The 19,752-nt window shown below is 27.4% G+C and carries 16 protein-coding genes; 10 read left to right on the forward strand and 6 right to left on the reverse strand.

Annotated elements, in window-relative coordinates:
* The first annotated feature begins 30 nt into the window (after window positions 1–30).
* On the forward strand, window positions 31–1,623 hold the full coding sequence (locus ACNSOS_RS00530; RefSeq protein WP_418185516.1) for an ABC-F family ATP-binding cassette domain-containing protein: 1,593 nt from the start codon (window positions 31–33) through the stop codon (window positions 1,621–1,623).
* A 51-nt stretch (window positions 1,624–1,674) separates the two neighbouring features.
* On the opposite strand, the gene ACNSOS_RS00535 is transcribed toward ACNSOS_RS00530, so the two are convergent.
* From ACNSOS_RS00535 to ACNSOS_RS00550, 4 genes are all read right to left on the reverse strand, one after another.
* The gene (locus ACNSOS_RS00535; protein WP_113892782.1) at window positions 1,675–2,148 is read right to left on the reverse strand and encodes an acyl-CoA thioesterase; all 474 of its coding nucleotides are present in this window, start codon (window positions 2,146–2,148) and stop codon (window positions 1,675–1,677) included.
* Between the two features lie 119 nt (window positions 2,149–2,267).
* Window positions 2,268–4,220: an NAD-dependent DNA ligase LigA gene (gene ligA / locus ACNSOS_RS00540; RefSeq protein WP_418185517.1), complete on the reverse strand. Its 1,953-nt coding sequence runs from the start codon at window positions 4,218–4,220 to the stop codon at window positions 2,268–2,270.
* 20 nt (window positions 4,221–4,240) lie between these two features.
* Window positions 4,241–5,419, reverse strand: a complete 1,179-nt coding sequence (locus tag ACNSOS_RS00545) for a glutathionylspermidine synthase family protein (RefSeq protein WP_418185518.1) — start codon at window positions 5,417–5,419, stop codon at window positions 4,241–4,243.
* Between the two features lie 2 nt (window positions 5,420–5,421).
* Window positions 5,422–6,060, reverse strand: a complete 639-nt coding sequence (locus tag ACNSOS_RS00550; RefSeq protein WP_418185519.1) for a UPF0323 family lipoprotein — start codon at window positions 6,058–6,060, stop codon at window positions 5,422–5,424.
* Window positions 6,061–6,237: 177 nt separating this feature from the next.
* Here ACNSOS_RS00550 and ACNSOS_RS00555 point away from each other — a divergent pair, with 177 nt between their 5' ends.
* The 4 genes from ACNSOS_RS00555 (at window position 6,238) to brnQ (ending at window position 9,388) form a co-directional block, all read left to right on the forward strand.
* Window positions 6,238–6,369, forward strand: coding sequence for a hypothetical protein (locus tag ACNSOS_RS00555; RefSeq protein WP_418185520.1), 132 nt, complete (start codon window positions 6,238–6,240; stop codon window positions 6,367–6,369).
* Window positions 6,370–6,687: 318 nt separating this feature from the next.
* Window positions 6,688–7,101 (forward strand): PAS domain-containing protein, encoded by a 414-nt coding sequence (locus ACNSOS_RS00560; RefSeq protein ID WP_418185521.1) that lies wholly within the window; start codon window positions 6,688–6,690, stop codon window positions 7,099–7,101.
* Between the two features lie 79 nt (window positions 7,102–7,180).
* Window positions 7,181–8,035: an EamA family transporter gene (locus ACNSOS_RS00565; RefSeq protein ID WP_418185522.1), complete on the forward strand. Its 855-nt coding sequence runs from the start codon at window positions 7,181–7,183 to the stop codon at window positions 8,033–8,035.
* Window positions 8,036–8,086: 51 nt separating this feature from the next.
* On the forward strand, window positions 8,087–9,388 hold the full coding sequence (brnQ, locus tag ACNSOS_RS00570; RefSeq protein WP_418185523.1) for a branched-chain amino acid transport system II carrier protein: 1,302 nt from the start codon (window positions 8,087–8,089) through the stop codon (window positions 9,386–9,388).
* Here brnQ and ACNSOS_RS00575 read toward each other — a convergent pair whose 3' ends face one another.
* Window positions 9,389–10,687, reverse strand: a complete 1,299-nt coding sequence (locus ACNSOS_RS00575) for a DEAD/DEAH box helicase (protein WP_418186320.1) — start codon at window positions 10,685–10,687, stop codon at window positions 9,389–9,391.
* Between the two features lie 208 nt (window positions 10,688–10,895).
* On the opposite strand from ACNSOS_RS00575, the gene ACNSOS_RS00580 reads away from it, so the two are divergent.
* The 5 genes from ACNSOS_RS00580 to ACNSOS_RS00600 all read left to right on the forward strand — a co-directional run bounded on the left by ACNSOS_RS00580 (window position 10,896) and on the right by ACNSOS_RS00600 (window position 18,729).
* Complete coding sequence (locus ACNSOS_RS00580; RefSeq protein WP_418185524.1) at window positions 10,896–13,475, forward strand: TolC family protein; 2,580 nt, start codon at window positions 10,896–10,898, stop codon at window positions 13,473–13,475.
* Window positions 13,476–13,489: 14 nt separating this feature from the next.
* The gene (locus tag ACNSOS_RS00585) at window positions 13,490–15,646 is read left to right on the forward strand and encodes a type I secretion system permease/ATPase (RefSeq protein ID WP_418185525.1); all 2,157 of its coding nucleotides are present in this window, start codon (window positions 13,490–13,492) and stop codon (window positions 15,644–15,646) included.
* On the forward strand, window positions 15,643–17,061 hold the full coding sequence (locus tag ACNSOS_RS00590; protein ID WP_418185526.1) for an HlyD family type I secretion periplasmic adaptor subunit: 1,419 nt from the start codon (window positions 15,643–15,645) through the stop codon (window positions 17,059–17,061). Before ACNSOS_RS00585 ends, ACNSOS_RS00590 begins: the two co-directional genes overlap by 4 nt.
* Window positions 17,062–17,081: 20 nt before the next feature.
* A complete protein-coding gene (locus ACNSOS_RS00595; RefSeq protein WP_418185527.1) occupies window positions 17,082–18,044 on the forward strand; it encodes an SEL1-like repeat protein in 963 nt (320 codons plus the stop codon).
* 82 nt (window positions 18,045–18,126) lie between these two features.
* Entirely contained in the window at window positions 18,127–18,729 is a 603-nt protein-coding gene (locus ACNSOS_RS00600) for a response regulator transcription factor (protein ID WP_418185528.1), read from the forward strand.
* Between the two features lie 91 nt (window positions 18,730–18,820).
* Here ACNSOS_RS00600 and ACNSOS_RS00605 read toward each other — a convergent pair whose 3' ends face one another.
* A complete protein-coding gene (locus tag ACNSOS_RS00605) occupies window positions 18,821–19,699 on the reverse strand; it encodes a DUF234 domain-containing protein (RefSeq protein WP_418185529.1) in 879 nt (292 codons plus the stop codon).
* Window positions 19,700–19,752 lie beyond the last annotated feature (53 nt).

The following is a 19,752-nucleotide window of genomic DNA, read 5'->3' on the forward strand; positions in this document are numbered from 1 at the left end:
AATAATTTAAAAAATGGAGAAATTTATAATATGGTACAAACTGTAAATCTTAAAAAAGCTTTTGGTGCAAGAGTTTTATTTCAAGATATAAATTTAAAATTAGACACTGGGAAAAGATATGGTCTTATTGGAGCAAATGGTGCTGGAAAAACAACTTTCCTAAAAATTCTTTCAGGGCAAGAAGATGCAACTGAGGGAGAAGTACAAATTCAAAATGGTAAAAAAGTAGGTGTTTTATCACAAAATCAATTTGCTTTTGAAAATTTCACTTTATTTGATACAGTTTTAATGGGAAATAAAAGACTTTATGATGCAGTAAAGGAAAAAGAAGAACTTTATATGAGTCCAGAATTTACTGATGAAGTAAATAACAGACTTGCTGAATTAGAGATAATTTGTTGTGAAGAAGACCCCACTTATGAGTATGATATTAAAGTTACAAAGATTTTAGAAGATTTGGGATTCTCTTCATCAATTCATCAAAATTTGATGAATACTTTAACTGGAGGAGATAAAGTTAAAATTCTTTTAGCTCAAGTTTTATATCCAAAACCTGATATTTTATTCCTTGATGAGCCTACAAATAACTTGGATATTGAAACTATTGGTTGGCTTGAAAATCAGCTTCAACACCACGATGGTACAATGGTTGTAATATCTCACGATAGACACTTCCTAAATGCTGTTTGTACAAATATTTTAGATGTTGATTTCAAAAAAATAAGAGAGTTTAGTGGAACTTATGATGATTGGTATATCGCTTCAACGCTTATAGCAAAACAACAACAAGCAGATGTAAATAAAAAACAAAAAGAGAAAGAAGAACTTGAAAAATTTATTGCTAGATTTAGTGCAAATGCTTCAAAAGCAAAACAAGCAACTTCAAGACAAAAACAACTTGATAAACTTGATATTCAAGCTATTGAAGTATCAAGTAGAAGAGATCCTTCTATCATTTTTAGACAAAAAAGAGAAGTTGGAAAAGAACTTTTAACTGTTAAAAATATATCAAAAGCTTATGGTGATAAAGTTGTATTAAAAGATGTTTCCTTTACATTAGAAAAAGGCGATAAAATTGCACTTATTGGACCAAATGGTATAGGAAAAACTACATTATGTGAAATCTTAATGGGTAATATAATTGCTGATAGTGGAGAAGTTTTATGGGGAGCAACTATTCAAAATTCATATTTTCCACAAAATACAACAGATATTATAAATGGTGATTTTACACTTTATGATTGGTTAAGAGGTTTTGATAGAGATGCTGATATAGCTGAAATTAGAAACTGCTTAGGAAGAATGTTATTTAATGGTCAAGAGCAAGAGAAAAAAGTAAATTCTTGTTCAGGTGGAGAAAAACATAGAATGATGTTATCTAAAATTATGTTAGAACAAGGAAATTTTTTAGTTTTAGATGAACCTACAAACCACTTAGATTTAGAGGCTATTATTGCTTTAGGAGAAGGATTACTTGAGTATGCTGGTTCTGTTATATGTGTTTCTCATGATAGAGAGTTACTTGATGCATATGCAAATAGAATTATAGAAATTCAACCAGATGGAACAATAATTGATTTTAAAGGTTCTTATGAAGAGTTTATGGAGTCAAAAGTATCTTAATATTTTAGATATATCGTTCTTTATAAAAAGAACGATATTCTCATTGATTAATTACTGTTTTGCATGTCTTGATGACATTCTAATTTCTCTTCTTTGTAACGCGTCGTTATATCTTCTTTTATCATCTTCAGTTATTAGTTCAAGTTTTGGAACAGGTACTGGTGTACCATTTTCATCAACGGCCACCATTGTAAAATAACATACATTAGTATTTTTTATTGAATTATCTTTTATATCTTCAGATATTACTTTTATACCTATTTCCATAGATGTTCTTCCTGTGTAGTTTACAGAAGCATGAAAAGTTACAAGTGAACCTATTTTTATAGGATTTTTAAATAATACCATATCAACAGATAGTGTAACAGCATAATGACCTGTATATCTAGCAGCACAAGCATAAGCTACTTGATCTAACATTTTTAAAATCTCACCACCATGTACATTTTTACCAGAAAAATTTGCTTTCTCTGGAGTCATAAGCATTGTCATTGTAAGTGATTTTTCTCTTTTTAAATTTTCCATATTTATATACCTTATTAAAATTATTCAAAGATTATAGACTAACTTTATAAAAAAAACTTTTAGTTAATATACTTTTACCAAAATTAATTACTAAATAATTAAGAAAAGTAACAATAATACTAATTTTTGATTAGTTCATACATTTCATTTTCAGTTAATATCTTTATATTTAGTTCTATTGCTTTATCATATTTACTTCCAGCATCTTCTCCAAATATAACAAAATCTGTTTTTTTTGATACACTTGAAGATATTTTTGCTCCAAGATTTTCTAAAAGTTCTTTTATTTCATTTCTATTTTTACTCATAGTTCCTGTTACAACTACAGTTTTATTTTTAAATATATTTTCTTTTGCTTCTATTTTTTGTGTAACAGTTGGTTGAATAATTTTAAATAATTTTAAAACTATTTCTTTATTTACTCTCATAAATTCTAAGAATGAATTTGCCATTTGTTCACCAATTCCATCAAGAGTTATTAACTCTTCAAATGTTACATTTATTAAATCCAAGCCAAATTCAAAGCATAGTTGTTTTGATGCAACTTCTCCAATATGTTCTATTCCTAAAGCATTTATAACTCTATGAAGTTCACTTCCTTTTGTATTTTTTATTGCATCTATAAGATTTTGTGCTTTTTTTTCTCTAAAACCATCTAAAATATTTAAATCTTCAAATTTTAAAGAGTATAAGTCCAAAATATCAAATATTTTTTGTTCACGAACCAATTGTTCTACTATTTTATCTCCAAGTCCATCTATATTCATACAATTTTTGCTTGCAAAGTATATTATTGAACTTACAACTCTTGCTGAACAATCAAGATTTTGACACTTTATCATAATATCTTCGATTAAAAGTTCGCTAGAACAAACAGGGCAAAGTGTAGGTTTTATTATCTCTTTTTCATCACCTGTTCTTCTATCTTTTAAAACTTTTGTAATCTTTGGAATTACATCTCCACTTCTTATTATAATTACACTATCATTTATTTTTAAATCAAGCCTATTTATCTCATCAAAGTTATGTAAACTTGCTCTTTCTACGTTAGCACCTTCTATTGAAACTGGCTCAACAATAGCAACTGGTGTTACTACACCTGTTCTTCCAACTTGTAATATAATATCTTTTAATTTTGTAGTTTTTTCTAATGCTGGAAATTTATATGCACAACTCCATCTAGGAAATTTTTGAGTAAAACCTAAATCCTCTTGTGTATGAATATCATCTATTTTTATAACCATACCATCTAAAAGCATAGGAAAACTATCTCTTTTACTTACCATATTATTATAAATATTTTCTATCTCTTCAATAGATTTTGCCAAAGTTTGCATAGGAGCTTCTATAAATCCTAATGAAAATATGTATTTCATCATCTTGGAAGTTTTTTGTAAATTTAGACTATTTTGTCCTACTCCCCAAACATTAAAAAATAGTTTTCTTTTTGCTGTGATATTTGAATCAAGTTGTCTTAAACTTCCTGCACTTGCATTTCTTGGGTTTGAAAAAGGTGTTTCACCATTTTTTATTCTATCTTTGTTTATATTTTCAAAATCACTTTTTTTGATTACAACTTCACCTCGGATTTCAATCAAAGATTTTTCATCAATTTTTAATGGAATAGATTGAATGGTATAGGCATTTTGTGTAACATCTTCTCCTATTTCACCATCTCCTCTAGTGATTGCTTGTTTTAATATACCATTTTCATAGATAAGATTCAAAGATACCCCATCGAACTTTGGCTGACAAAAAAACTCCAAATTATCACCAACTTTTGAAGCTCTTTTTATCCAATCTTCAAGCTCTTTTGTGTTAAAAATATCTTCTTGTGACCACATACGGCTTAAATGATTTGCTTTTGAAAAACCATCTAAAATAACTCCACCAACTCTTTTATTTGGAGAGTTTTGGTGTGTGAGTTCTGGGTTTTTATTTTCAAAATCTAAACACAACCTTGCTAATTTATCATACTCTTCATCACTTGCAATTGGTTCATCATAAACATAATATGCCTTTGCCCAAGTTATCAATATTTCTATATTTTTATCATACTCTTCTTTTGTCATACTTTTCAACTTTTATAAAATTATTTTATGATATGCCCTACAAATTTTGACATATTATTCAAAATCTTTCCACCTCTTCTAAATCCTAAAGCACAAGCTTCATAAGCATAAAAAATTCCAGCTTGATAAAAATTTCCTTTTTCATCTTTTGGAAACTCTACATATTCTTGATATATAGCCTTATGTCCTTCGTATTCTCCACTTGTTTGTTCATCTATGCTACCATCAGCATTTACTATTTTTGTATTTGCTCCTTCTCTTCCAAAAGCTCTTTTTTCTACGTATTTCTTACCTTCTAAAGGTTCAAAAGATGTTTCAAGTAAAAGTGGGTGATTTGGGTATAAATCCCATAAAATTTTCATAAATGCTTTTGATTGAAATATCAAAGTATATGCAGGATTAAAAACAATAGCTTTTTTCTCTTTTATAATTTCAGTTAAAATAAGTGCTAATTGACTCTCTTCAATAGCTATATCTTCCCAAGGAATAAGTTTGAACCAAAATTCAAATAGTTCATCATCTTTAAATATTCCATCATCACTAAACTGCACATTTTCTATAAATTCAAAATCAGTGTTAAATCCAGCTTCAGAAGCAATATGTTGTAAAAGTTTTGTAGTATTTATATCTTCATTTGAACTTGAAATACTAGAAAATAGTATTTTCCAACCAAGTTTTGAGTAGTACTCATCAAATTTTTCTATATCACTATTTAAAGTTATAATTCTTTTAAAATTATTTTTCAAAGCTTCATAAAGATTGTTAAATTGGCTCTCTTCATCTAAGCCATTTTTCTTTAACATTGCCCATTGTATGATAGCTGTTTCAAAAAGTGATGTTGGTGTATCAGCATTGAATTCAATCAATTTTATAGGTTTACCATCAATTCCACCTGCTAAATCAAATCTTGAATACAAATGCCAATGAACATCATTTTCCCAAGACTCTTTTATAATATCAACCAAATTAAAAGGAATATTTAGTTCGTGAAACAGGTCATTGTCTATTACAAATTGACCAGCCTCAGAGAACATATCATAAAGTTCATTTGTTGCTTCATAATACCTTTCTGCTTCTTCTTCTGAAATAACTACTAATTCATCACTGATATATGAACTATTATCGCTATCTGTATGCCAAACGAAACCGATACTTTCTAAATAATCATTTGTTAAAGGGCTTAATTTTTCTAATTTCATTATCATCCACCTGTTGAACTTGAACTATTTGATGAACCAGCAGTTGAAGACTTGTTCCCAAAGAAACCACCTTGTTTTGAAGCTCCACTTTTTCCAGTTGTTCCTGCTGGTTTATTGAATGAACTTTGAGATTTACTATACGTTTGTGGAGATTTGTATTGAGCTGCTTTTTGATTTTGGAAATTTTGGTTATTAAAAAGTTTATTCCCAAGCCAAGAACCAATCATTGCCCCTGCAATAGAAGATAGTAAAACTCCACCAAGTCCCATTCCCCCACTACTTAATTGTGAGTCTGGATTTGTAAGAGGAGATGTACCAGCATCTATTTTTGCTTCTTCTTCTTTTACCAATTTATCAATCTCTTCTTGAGATAATATTCTTTCGCTTCCATCGGGGCTTCTTAAAACAATAGTAGTTTTACTAGCTGGAAATTCATCAGCAATTTTGTAACTACCATCTGTTGCTTGTTCTATTACTACAAAAGCACCTTGTTGTTGAGAAGCATTTGTTAATGTTCCACTAGATTGATTTTGTTGTTGATTTGTATCATTACACCCAACTAATCCAAGCACTAAAACAGCACCTAAACCACCAACCATTGAGTAGTCTGAAATCTTTTTAATATAATTTCTCTTTTTCAATTTTAAATCCTTTAGGTTAAAAGTCATAGATTATACCAAAATAGATATGAAATTTCATAAATCGATGATTTTGTACGGCTTTCAATAACAAATAAAGAAATTCCAAAATTTCTTTTAAAAAAATCAAAAAATTTTACATTTTATTACACTCTTTGATTAAAATGTTCAAAAATGAATATGAAAAGATTAAAAATGTATAAAAACAATGAATATAAGAATAGGTTTAGAATACTAAAAGGTGGATTTATTTACCTTGTATTTGCTTCAAACTTGTATTCTTCTCCAAGTGGTGGAGTTGTAACAAGTTGAACAGCAAATATTTCTCAAAATGGAATATAACAAATATAAATCAATCAACCAAATGTAAATAGTATAACTTTAAATAGAGTTGTAGGAACTGAAAAGTCTATTTGGGCGACATTCTACTATAAATATTTTTTTGCAAAAGTACAAATGGCATTGAATTTAAACTCAAAACCAATTGAAAGTGAAAATAGTTCACATAAAAATTCTAAATTACTCTTTCAAGCTGGCTGGGTGTTTTAGGGATAAATAATAAATAATGAAAAATTATCACAATTTTTATATATAATTATGTTTTAGCAAACAAAATAATAGGAGGTTATTATGTTGGCGAATAATATAGATGGTGGAAAAGAAATAATTTTGGATGAATATACATTTATTGTCAGTGAAACTGATGAAAAAGGTAATATTTTATTTGCAAATGAGGAGTTTTGTAAAGTTGCTGGATATAGTGTAGATGAACTAATAGGAAAACCACACAATATTGTAAGACATTATGATATGCCTAAAATAGCTTTTAAAGAGTTATGGGAAACTATAAAGAAAGGTGAAACTTGGAGTGGACTTGTAAAAAATACTTCAAAAAGTGGTGATTATTATTGGGTATATGCTACTATTTTTCCTACAATTACAAGTGAAGGAACAAAAGGTTTTTTATCTTGCAGAAAAAAAGCTACTGATGAAGAGATAGAAATACATAAAAATCTTTATAAAGAGTTAAAAGATAAAGAATAGTTGCGGGAATTTCCCGCAAAAAATTAGATTTATCTTTCTTATAATATAATCCCCTAAAAAATATGGAAAATTGTATAAAATGAGTTCTTTAATTCTTAGTTTAATATCATCTTTATTGGTTGGCTTTTATATAAAATATCTCAAAATAGCTACAAAAAAAAATCTTTTTTTATTTATTTTATCAAATTATATAATGGCTAGTTTTCTTACATATTATATTTTCAATTTATCAATTTTAACTATAGATTTTAAAGTATTTGATTATAAATTAGTTATTTGTTTAGCGATTTTACTTCCTACTGTTTTTTATTTTTTACATAAATCATTAGAATTTTCTGGACTTGCAAAAACTGATATTTTTCAAAGATTATCTTTAATTATCCCAATAATTTTTAGTTTTTTATTATTCAATGAAGAATTTTCTTATATAAAAGCTTTTGTGATCATTTTAACTTTTGTTAGTATTTTTTTGATTTTAGGCAAAAAATCTACTAATAAATCAATAAATATTTTTTATTTAATAGCTGTGTTCTTGGGCTATGGGATTATTGATACTTTATTTAAATTAATTGCAACAAATAAAGATATAAATTTTTTAGAATTACTTTTTGTGATTTTTATATTAGCTTCTTTTATATCATTTATATATATTCTTATTTTTAAAGGTAAAATAGATAGAAAATATTTTTTATATGGACTTTTATTTGGAGTTTTAAACTTTTCAAATATCTATTTTTATATCAATGCACATAAAATATTTTCGCAAACACCAACTTTGGTATTTGTTACTATGAATTTGGGAGTTATAATTGGCGGAGTATTTATTGGAAAATATTATTTTAAAGAAATTCTATCAAAACAAGTTATATTAGGAGTTTTACTGGCTATTTCATGCATAGTTTTACTAGCTTTAATCCAATTAAAAATAATATAAAAAGTTAATATTCGTTAATATTTTGTAAACGAAAAATAAAATAGGAATAAAATGCTTACACAAAGTAAATTTTTCAAAGATGCATTGATATTGGGATTTGCAATATTTTCTATGTATTTTGGTGCTGGAAATATCATATTTCCACCATATTTAGGGCTTACATCTTCAAGTAACTGGGATTTGGCATTTATGTCATATTTTATAGCTGATATTGGTTTTGCAACTTTAACTATGTTTGCACTACTTAAAGCTGGTGGTAGAGTTGAAAATCTGACTCATAAAATAGGAACTATTGCAGGGATATTTTTAACTTCAGCAATTATTTTGTGTATAGGACCACTTATAGCACTTCCTAGAACTGGTGCTACAACTTATGAGATGTTGATTGTACCATTTTTCGGTGCTTCTTTTTCAAATTCTCTTATAACTTCAATTATTTATTATAGTTTAATTTTGATTTTTACACTAAAACCAACAACAATGATAGAAATTTTGGGTAGATTTTTAACTCCTGCACTTTTTATAGGTTTACTTATTTTAATAATTAAAGGTGTGTTTTTCCCTATTGCTGATGGTGAAATTGCACAAAGTGAAGCTACTACAAGTAATATTATATTTGATGGAATGTTAGCTGGATATCAAACTTTAGATGTTTTAGCAGCTCTTGCTTTTGGAATTATTATTTTAAAAGCAGTTTCAGATAAAGGAGTTTATACAGAACATAATCAACAAATAAAACTTGTAGCTTATGCTTCTATTGTAGCGGCAATTTGTATATTTATAATATATTTTGGACTTACATATTTGGGAGCTACAACTTCGACAGTTTATGAAAGTAATATCGATAGAGCAACTTTGTTGAATAATATTATTTTCTCACTATTTGGAAGTGGTGGGAATTTGCTTTTAGGAATAGTGGTATTTTTAGCTTGTTTTACAACAGGAGCAGCACTTGTAAGTGTAACATCTGAATATTTTTCAAGATTGTCGCATAGAAGAGTATCTTATAAAACTTTGGTTGTAGTTGTGACAATATTTAGTATAATTCTTACAAATTTTGGTTTAGAATTTATTATATCTATTGCTTTTCCGATTTTAACTGTTGTTTATCCTGCTGCGATTATTTTGGTTGTTTTATCATTTTTCGATAATTTTATAAAAAATGACAATGTTTATAAATTAGCAAGTTTTGCTGCTATGATATATTGCGTTGTAGAAGTTATTTCTAAAAATATACATGAGATTTCATTTTTAAAGATTATTCCATTTTATGAAATAGGGTTTGCTTGGATTATCCCTGCAACTGTTTTTGGGATAATAGGATATTTTGTAAAACCTAAAAAAGAGGATTGATTATCCTCTTTTTGTTGTTTTTCTAAATTTATTTGTTTTTTTTACTTTTTCTTGTTTTTGAGTTTGTTTTCTCGCTTCTGGTTTTTTTTGGGAAAGTGGTTTTGGCTTTGGTTTTCTATTTCTTGGTTTTTTCTCAGTTGTTTCAAAACCATCAAGTTCTACTCTTGGGATATTTATTTTTAACTCTTTTTCTATCTCAGCCATAAGTTTATAATCTTTTACACTTAATAGAGTTATAGCAAGACCTTCTTTTCCAGCTCTTCCAGTTCTTCCAACTCTATGTGTGAAATCTATTATTGTTTCAGGTAAAGCATAGTTTATTACAACTGGTAAATCTTCTATATCTATTCCACGACCTGCAATATCAGTAGCTACTAATACTCTAAGCTCTTTTTCTTTAAATTTTCTCAAAGCCAAGGCACGACTACTTTGTCTTATATCTCCGTGAATACAAGCTGATTTTAATCCATCAAGTTCTAAATTTTCAACTAAACTATCTGCTTGAGCTTTTTGATTTACAAAAACTAAAGATTGAGAAAAGTTTTTTGAACCAATAAGATATGATAGAAGTTCTTGTTTTTTATCTTCATCTACTAATATTATTTGTTGTTCTATAAGTTTTACACTACTTCTTTGATTTGTTACTTCTATTACAACTGGGTCATTTAAAAACTCTTTTGCTAGTTTTTTTACTGTTGGGTTGATAGTTGCACTAAACATCATAATTTGTCTATTTATACCTATATTTGGCAAGATTTTTTCAATCTCTTCTAAAAATCCCATATCAAGCATAGTGTCAAGTTCATCTATTACGACATTTGTAACACTATTTAGATTTATTGTTCCATTTTTTAAATGCTCTAACAATCTTCCAGTTGTGCAAACAGCTATATCTATACCATTTGTTATTTTTTTTTCTTGATCTTTTGCACTTACTCCTCCAAAAATAGCAACTCTTTTTATTGGGATATATTTCGAGTAGTCATCTATTGCTTTTATGATCTGTTTTGCTAGTTCTCTTGTTGGAACAAGTATTAATCCTCTTAATACACTATTTGGATTATTTTCTTTCTCTTTTATAATTTCTTCTAAAATAGGTAATATAAAAGCACAACTTTTTCCAGTTCCACTTTGAGATATTCCTATAATATCCCGTTTTTTTAAAGCTACAGGAATAGCTTTTTCTTGAATAGCAGTTGGGGTTTCATATCCTAAATCATCTATTGCTTTTAATATATTATCACTTAAGTTTAAGTCTGAAAAAGTTTTTATAAGAAGTCCTTTTTTTGGTAAAATAATGTAAAAATTGTATCCAAATTGAAATTAGAGATAAATTTTTATAAAAAAACTTATTTTTTCTAAAATTATTATTTTCTAAATAATACTAATTTTAGGTAGAATTAACAGTTATCACTAAAAAATAATAAAAAAATAATAAAAAGTGTTATAAAAATAAGTTTTTTATGTTACAATTACATAATCAAAATTACAAATAAGGTAGAAAATAATGGTTAAGTTAAGAACTAAAAGAAATTTACTTAGTATAGTTGCAAGCAGTTTTTGTTTAATAGGTGTAAACTTAAATGCTTTAACTTTACAAGAAACTTTAGTTGAAGTTATGAACACTAACCCAGTAGTTCAGGAGAGATTAAAAAACTTCAATGAAACACAACAAGATTTAGAAATTGTAAAATCTGAATGGTTGCCTTCTTTAGATTATAGAGGAAGTTTTGGAAGAAATAACGGTGGAGATATCAAAGATAATGGTAACTCAAAATATGATTATACAGCAAGAGATTCTACTTATAATCACTATACGAACTCTTTAAAACTTACTCAAAACCTTTTTAATGGTTTTAGTACAACAGAAAAGATAAACTATCAAGAAGCTAGAGTTCTAGGAGCAGCACATCACTATTTAGAAAATGCAAATGATATATCTTTTCAAATGACTGGAGCATATATAGACTTATTAAGAAGTTATCAATTATTACAAAATGCAAAAGATAATGTTACTATAAATAAAAAGATTTATGAAGATGTACAGTCTTTATATGATCAAGGATTAACAACAAAATCTGAGATGACAAAAATTTATGCTTCATTGTCATTAGCAAACTCTAATTTAACAGTTCAACAAAATAATACTATGGATAAAGAGTTTAAATTCAAAAGATTATATGGAAGAACTGTAAATGTTGGTACTTTAGAAGTTCCAAATTTAAATTTAGCAATGCCTGAAAGTATCCAAAGAGCTACAATGGTTGCTATACAAAATAATCCATCTATGATTGTAAGTAACTTTAACATAAAAGGTGCTCAAGCTTTATATAGAGAGAAAAAAAGTAAATTTTATCCAACATTAGATATTGAAGCAGAACAAATTTTTAATGATGTTTCTCGTGATAACAATGGATATGATAATCCAGATGATAGACAAAAAATATATGCTGTAATTAATTGGAATCTATTTAAAGGTGGAGCTCATGTTGCTGATTTACAAAAAAGTAGAAGTACAATAAATAAAGAAATAGAATTGCAAAGAGATTTAAAAAGACAAACTATTGAAAGTTTAGAACTTTCTTGGTCTGCTTACTCAATGCTTGGTAAACAACTTGAAGATTTATATAAATATTATGAATATTCTGAAGAGACACTTTCTAGTTATCAAAGTGAATATGAAATGGGAAGAAGAACACTTCTTGATTTATTATCAGCTCAAAATGATTTAGTGAGTTCTAAAGCACAAATTATAAATGCACAAATGGATAAGCTTTTTGCACAATATAGAATCTTAGATGCTATGGGAATGTTAGTTAGTTCAGTTTTAGATGAAAAAGATTATGCAAATGTTATTAAAGTAACTACAAATCCATTTGATGTATTAGAAGATGAATTGCCTGTTTATCTTGATGTTGATAAAGATGGAATTGTTGATCATTTAGATATTTGTGATAATTCTGTTGTTGGGAATGATGATATAACTCCTTATGGATGTAACGCAGAACAAAAAGATAGTGATTTTGATGGAATTCCAGATAGTAAAGATAAATGTCCAGATACTCCATTTGGTGCTGTTGTAGATGCATCTGGTTGTCCTGTTGGAAATGAACAAAAGTTCAATATGACAAGTGGAGATTATATAAATAATATATTAGCTTACAATGAAGAAAGTCCGAAAAAAGCTCCAAAATTAGGAATTTATGATTATGAATTCAATGTGGCAGCAAATAAAAATATTGCATCAACTTCTTTAGATAAGCATTTAATGTATGATGATTTTGCAATGATTAAAAGATTTGAATTCTTAAATATGGATGATTTAAATTCAAATGACTTAGATAATATAGCAAAAACGTTAAAAGATTATAATGGTACAAATGCTGTTGTAACTTTAATTGGAAATACAAAAATTACAAAAGATAAAGAAGCTAGTTTCAATAAAGGACTAGAATATGCAAATAGCGTAAAAGATGAATTAGTAAATAGAGGTGTTGATGAGAAAATATTAGTTACTCAATCAAGAGTTGATTATGATAAAACATTCTTACAAACGGTTATGGGAGATGGAAAATTAAATAATATTGTTTATGCTTCTTTATATGTTCCAAAATCTACAAGTCTAGCTAATGATGATGACAATGATGGTGTAATAAATGATTTAGATGAGTGTCCAAATACTCCAGCAGGGCAAACTGTAGATGAAAAAGGTTGTCCAAGCGTTATAAATCTTGAAGTTTTATTTGAAAATGACTCTGCTAAAATATTACCAGCTACTTTAAGTAAAGTTGTAGCATTTGCAAAATATTTAGTTGCTAATCCAGAGTTCAATACACAAATTATTGGACATGCAAGTGATCTTCCTTCTAGTACAACAGTTAGAACGAAGAAAAATTCAGCAGAATATAATATAATGTTATCACAAAAAAGAGCAGATGCTATAAAAGATGTTTTAGTGAGTAATGGTGTAGAAAAATCAAGAGTTTCATCTGTAGGTAAAGGGTTCTCTGAACCAATCGTTACAAATGAAACTGCAGATGGAAGAGCACAAAACAGAAGGATAGAAGCTGTTCTTATAAAAAAATAATATAAGGACACATAATGATAAATAAAAGTTTAAGAAAGAATGATACATTACTTGATTCATTAGTTCTTTATACAAGACTTTTCCACAAGCCATTTTCAGCTGAGTCTTTGCTTCAAGGTCTTCCATTAGGAGACAATGAAGCAGACCAGCTTCTTTTTTCTAAAAATAGTTCAAAGTCAATGTTTAGTAGGGCTGCTGCTAGAGCAGGGCTTAAAACAACAATTATTGAAAAATCAATAAAAGATATTTTGAATCTTCAACTTCCTGTTATATTACTTTTATCAAATGAAAATAGTTGTATTTTAGACTCATTTAATGAAGATAGAACAAAAGCTAAGATTATATTTTCTGGTATTGATGATCCACTAGAAGAGTGGGTAGATGTTGAAAAACTAGAAGATGAGTATTTAGGTTATTCTTTTATGCTTAAAAAGGTTTATGAATATGAGCATGATAATGGTAAAAAAACATTATCAATTGATAATCAAAAACATTGGTTTTGGAGTACTTTAGGCTTTTCTAAAAAAATTTATATTGATTGTATCATAGCTTCTATATTGATAAATTTATTTGTTTTAGCAACACCACTTTTTACAATGAATGTATATGATAGAGTTATACCAAATAATGCTCAAGAGACATTATTAGTATTTACAATAGGTATAGTCGTTGTATTTTTCCTTGATGCTACTTTAAAATTTGTTAGAACATATTTTTTAGAAATGGCAGGAAAAAAAAGCGATATTATTATGTCTTCTATAATTTTTGAAAGAGTTTTAGATATGCAAATGAGTGAACATCCAAAATCTGTTGGTTCTTTTGCAAATAATCTTAAAAGCTTTGATAGTGTTAGAGGATTTTTAACAAGTGCTACTTTGAGCGTACTCATAGATTTTCCATTTGCAATACTATTTTTGATGGTAATTGCTTATCTTGGAGGATTTTTAGTAATTGTGCCTATTTTTATAATAATCTTAATTATAATTTATGCAAAAATTATTAAAGACCCACTTAAAAAAAGTATTGAAGAAACTTACGAAGCAAGTGCTAAGAAAAATGGAATTTTGATTGAGTCTTTACAAAATATTGAAACAATAAAAGCACAAGGTATGGCTGGAAATGTTCAATATTCTTGGGAGGAATCAACAGGAGAAATAGCAAATAAAGGTTTGAAATCTAAACTTATATCTGCTTCAATTCCAACTGTAACTGGACTTTTAGTTGGACTAAACACTGTTTTAATAGTTGTTTTTGGAGTTTATTTAATCCAAGATTTTCAACTTACTATGGGAGGATTGATAGCAACTATGATACTTTCAGGTAGAGCTATTGCTCCTATGGGACAAATTGTTTCTTTAATTACAAATTATGAAGATACAAAACAATCTTTTAAAATGTTAGATGATATTGTAAATAAACCACAAGAACGTCCATTTGCAAAAGAGTTTGTAAAAATGCCTTCTATTAGTGGAAATATTGAGTTTAGAAATGTTAGTTTTAAATATCCACAAAGTGATGCTTATGCTTTAAAAGACGTAAGTTTTAAAATAAAAGAGGGTGAAAAAGTTGCATTTATTGGAAGAATAGGAAGTGGTAAATCAACAATTGCAAAATTGATTTTAAAACTTTATGAACCAGATGAAGGTTCAATTCTAATTGATGGTATAGACATCTCTCAAATAGATCCTGCTGATTTAAGAAAAGGTATTAGTTATGTACCTCAAGATATTCATTTATTTAGAGGCACTATTAAACAAAATATACTAGGTATTCATAAGTTTATTGATGATAGATGGATGTTAGAGTGTTCTCAAACAAGTGGAACTGATGAGTTTGTAAGATTGCATCCAGCAGGATATGATATGCCAATAGGTGAAAGAGGTCAAGGATTAAGTGGAGGTCAAAGACAAAGTGTTGGAATAGCAAGAGCTTTAGTAAATAATTCTGATATTTGGATGTTTGATGAACCAACAAATGCTATGGATCAAACAAGTGAATCTATTGTTCTTAATAATTTGGGTGAAAAAATAGATGGTAAAACATTGCTTTTAGTTACTCAAAAGATGAATATGATTGATTTAGTTGATAGAATTATTGTTATGAATTTTGGTGAAAAAGTTTTAGATGGTTTAAAAGAAGAAGTTATAAAAAAATTAGGTGGTGAAAAATGAGTAAAATAAAAGATTTTCTTAACAGTCCACAAGTTAAAAAATATAAAGATATTTATAAAACTTTTATGGATAAAGATAATATAGCTCTTCCAAAAACTCCATTAAATCAAAATGATTATGAATATATGAAGTCTTTAAGTGCAGCAGTTGTTTTTAGCTCTTCAAAAAAGCTTCATTGGGTTTTAATTTCATTTTGTGTAACAATGTTTTTATTTATAGTTTGGGCTGCATTTGCTGAAATTGATGAGATTGCAAGAGGAACAGGAAAAGTAGTTCCAAGTGGGCAAAATCAAATTGTTCAAAACTTAGAAGGTGGAATAGTTCAAGAAATTTTAGTAAAAGAAGGAGATACTGTTGAAAGAGATGAAATTCTTATTAGAATTTCAAATGAAAAAGGTACTTCAACTGCTATGTCAAATGAACTTAAATCTTACTATTTACAGGCTCAAATACAAAGATTAAACGCAGAATTATCTCGAATTCCTTTTGAATATAAAAAAGGTGATAATCAAGAATTAAATGAGTTTTTAGACAATGAAAATGAGTTGTATATAACAAATCAAAAACAATTAGAATCAAAGATATCTATTTTAAAAGAGCAGATAAAACAAAAAGAAAATGATTTAAAAGATGCTCAACAAACAATTTCTCATATGAAGTTTTCTGTAAATGCTATATCAAAAGAAGTATCTATGACTAAACCAATGGTTGAAAGAGGAATCAGATCTCAAGTTGATTTCTTAAAGCTTCAAAGAGAAGAAAGCGATGCTAAAAATAAACTTCAAAGTGTTACATTATCTGTTGATAAAATTACTTCTGAAATTGCAGAATTAAATAGAAAAATTGATGAAACAAATGAAGTAAATGATGCACAAGTTAGAGAAAAATTAAATGAAGCTGTAAATCAACTAAAAGATGTTGAAGCCAATAAACTAGCTTCAAGTGATCAAGTTGCAAGAACAGTTGTTAAATCACCATCAAATGGAATAGTTCAAAAACTACATATAAATACTATTGGTGGAAGTATAAAACCAGCTCAAGATTTGTTAGAAATAGTTCCAACAGACCATAAACTAATAGTTGAAGTAAAAATATTGCCAAAAGATATAGCATTTATCTATCAAGGGCAAAAAGCTATTGTAAAATTTTCAGCTTTTGATTTCTCTATTTTTGGTGGACTAGATGGGCATGTTATAAATATAAGTCCAGATACCGTAGTAGAAAAAGATGAAAAAACATTTTATATTGTGAGAATAGAAACAGAGAAAAATTATATTGGTGAAGGTGATAAACAAAAGCATATTATACCTGGTATGATAGCAGATGTTGATATTTTAACAGGTAAAAAGACTGTACTTGATTATATTTTAAAACCAATATTAAAAACAAAAACATATACGATGACTGAAAGATAATTAAATAAGGAGAGAATTTTATGAAGAAAATATTTTTATCTACATTTGTAGCCGGTTCATTACTTTTTGGTGCTACTATTAAAGATGGACATTTGGCAATAGATAATCAAAATTATGGACAGGCTGTGACAATTTTCCATGATTTGGCTACAAAAGGTGATGTAGAAGCAATGTTCAATTTAGGGCTTCTTTATTTAGGTGGAGATGGAGTTAATCAAAATTATTCTGAAGCAAAAAAGTGGTTTGAAATGGCAGCCAAACAAAATGATACTATGTCTTTATATAATTTAGGAGTTATTTATAATAAAGGTTTAGGTGTAAAAGAGGATAAAAAAGAAGCTTTCAAATATTATGATTTATCAGCAAAACAAGGTTATTCACAAGCACAGTATATGGCTGGAACTATGTTAGAAAAAGGTGAGGGTACTAAAAAAGATCTAAAAGAGGCTTTTAACTATTTTCTAAAAGCTGCAAATCAAGAACATGCAAATGCGGCTTATAAAGTTGGAAAAATGTATAGATTAGGTGAAGGTGTTACAAAAAATGATAATGAAGCCTTTAAATGGTATGAAGTTTCATCTAAAAAGGATAATTCTTTTGCTCAAGCTAATTTAGGACTTATGTATAAAAATGGTATATCAGTTCCACAAAATTATAATGAAGCTTTAAAATGGTTTGAGAAATCTGCAAATAGTAAAAACACTTTAGGACAATTAAACCTTGCAAGTATGTATCATAATGGTTTAGGAGTTCAAAAAGACTTAGTAGAGGCTTTTAGATTATATAAAATGGCTGCAGATGATGGAAATAATTCAAATGCACAATTTAACGTGGGTCTAATGTACTTAAAAGGTGAAGGCGTAACTCAAAATAATGAAAAAGGATTTGAATATTGGACAAAATCTTCAAATCAAGGAAACGAGGTAGCTAAAAAGAATTTAGATATTCTTTGTAAAGAGTCACCAACTGTTTGTAAAAAATAAGATAATTTATAATTATTTTATAAAGTATTTATATAAATTATTTTATAATCAAAAACTAAAATTAGGGGAGGAGTAGTGATTTATGAAAAAATTGGCACTATTTACAAGTTCTGAACATATTTTAAATAGATGGAAAACGAATCTTAGTGATTATGATTACATGGTTATTAGTAGTTTGGATGAACTATTGAAAATTAAAGATGTATTGGTTGTTTTTAGCACTTGTGTGAAATTAAAAAGTGAAGATATAGCTATATATAATTTATTGAAAAATAATAATAAAGTTTTAGTTTTAGATAGTTCTCCAAAATTAGAAAATGCTCAAAAATGGTTATCTCTTGGTATAAATGGATACGGAAATAGTTTTATGAGTAAGATTTATCTAAATTCAGCTGTTGAATCTATATTTAATGATTTGATTTGGATAGTTCCTGAAGTTACTATGCAACTTTTAAAAGAGTTTTCTAAAACAGCAGTAAATAACGATGATACAATACTTAAAGATTTGACAAAAACAGAGTATCAAATTGCTATTTTGTTAAAAAATGGATATTCAAACTCTGAAATTGCTGATGAATTGAGAAGTTCTATAAATACAGTAAAAACTCATATTAAAAATATATATTTTAAGTTAGACGTAAATGATAGAGTATCATTTATAAATCTTTTTACAAATAAAAGCTAGGAAAGAGTTTCCTACTTTTATTATTGCTTTTCACAGCTTCAATTATAGATAGTTTAGCTTTGTTATTTGTGATTAATTAAATAGCCAAAATTTAATCTAGCAAAATTTTAAGACTTTTTACACTAAAGAGTCTTAAACTCTCATTCTTTAAAGTTTTTAGTTCATTTGTAAAGCCATTTTTTGCAAAAAGAACTACAATATCAAAAACTATATCTGCATTTTTACAATCATCTAAAAGTTTATTTAGTTCACTTTTTTTAATCTTTGCTTCTGTATATTTACAAGTTCCAACTATGATTTTTCCAGAAACTGTTTTTGCAACTATTGGAATTTGTATTTTTTCGTCCCAATATTGTCCATATTGTTTTATAGAGTCTTCAATAAAACTATCTTTTAAAGATGCTAAAGCTAACTCTTCAAATATAAAATCACTAAAATCAGATTCTCTACTTTCAAATTTTTTCTTAAACTCTTCATAGTTTCCATCTTTGATTCCTTTATAAATAGGAGATATAAAAGCAAACCAAAATCGAATAAAAGGATTTGTAAAGATTAGTTTTTTTGCTACTTTTGAGTCACTTCTTTTTCCTAAAAGAAAGTTTTGAGAAGAATCTATTTCTATAATATCTTTTTCACAAAGAGAATCTACACATTTCATACCCTCTTCAAAACTTACATAAGCCCTTTTAAAAGCATTTGTTGTTTTTCTATCTCCTAGTGCTATTCCTGAAAGAATTGCACTATCTACATGGTATCCTCCTGTTAGATAGTTTATTTCACTTTTGTAGTAGTTGTAATTATTTAAAATATTTTTTTCTATTAGTTCTACAATAGGTTTTGTTGTATCAATTTTTATATCAAGTCCACCAAATACAGTAAAATATTTTATTGCTATTTGCATATATTCTATATTATTTGCTTTACAAAAAATTTTGAACTGCTCTTTTATACTTTTATCTAATATAATCATTCGTTTTAGCCTTTTTATTTTTTATATTTGAATGCTACATAGTAGACTTTTTC

The organism is Aliarcobacter vitoriensis, from assembly GCF_048320235.1.
Classification (GTDB): Bacteria; Campylobacterota; Campylobacteria; order Campylobacterales; family Arcobacteraceae; genus Aliarcobacter; species Aliarcobacter vitoriensis.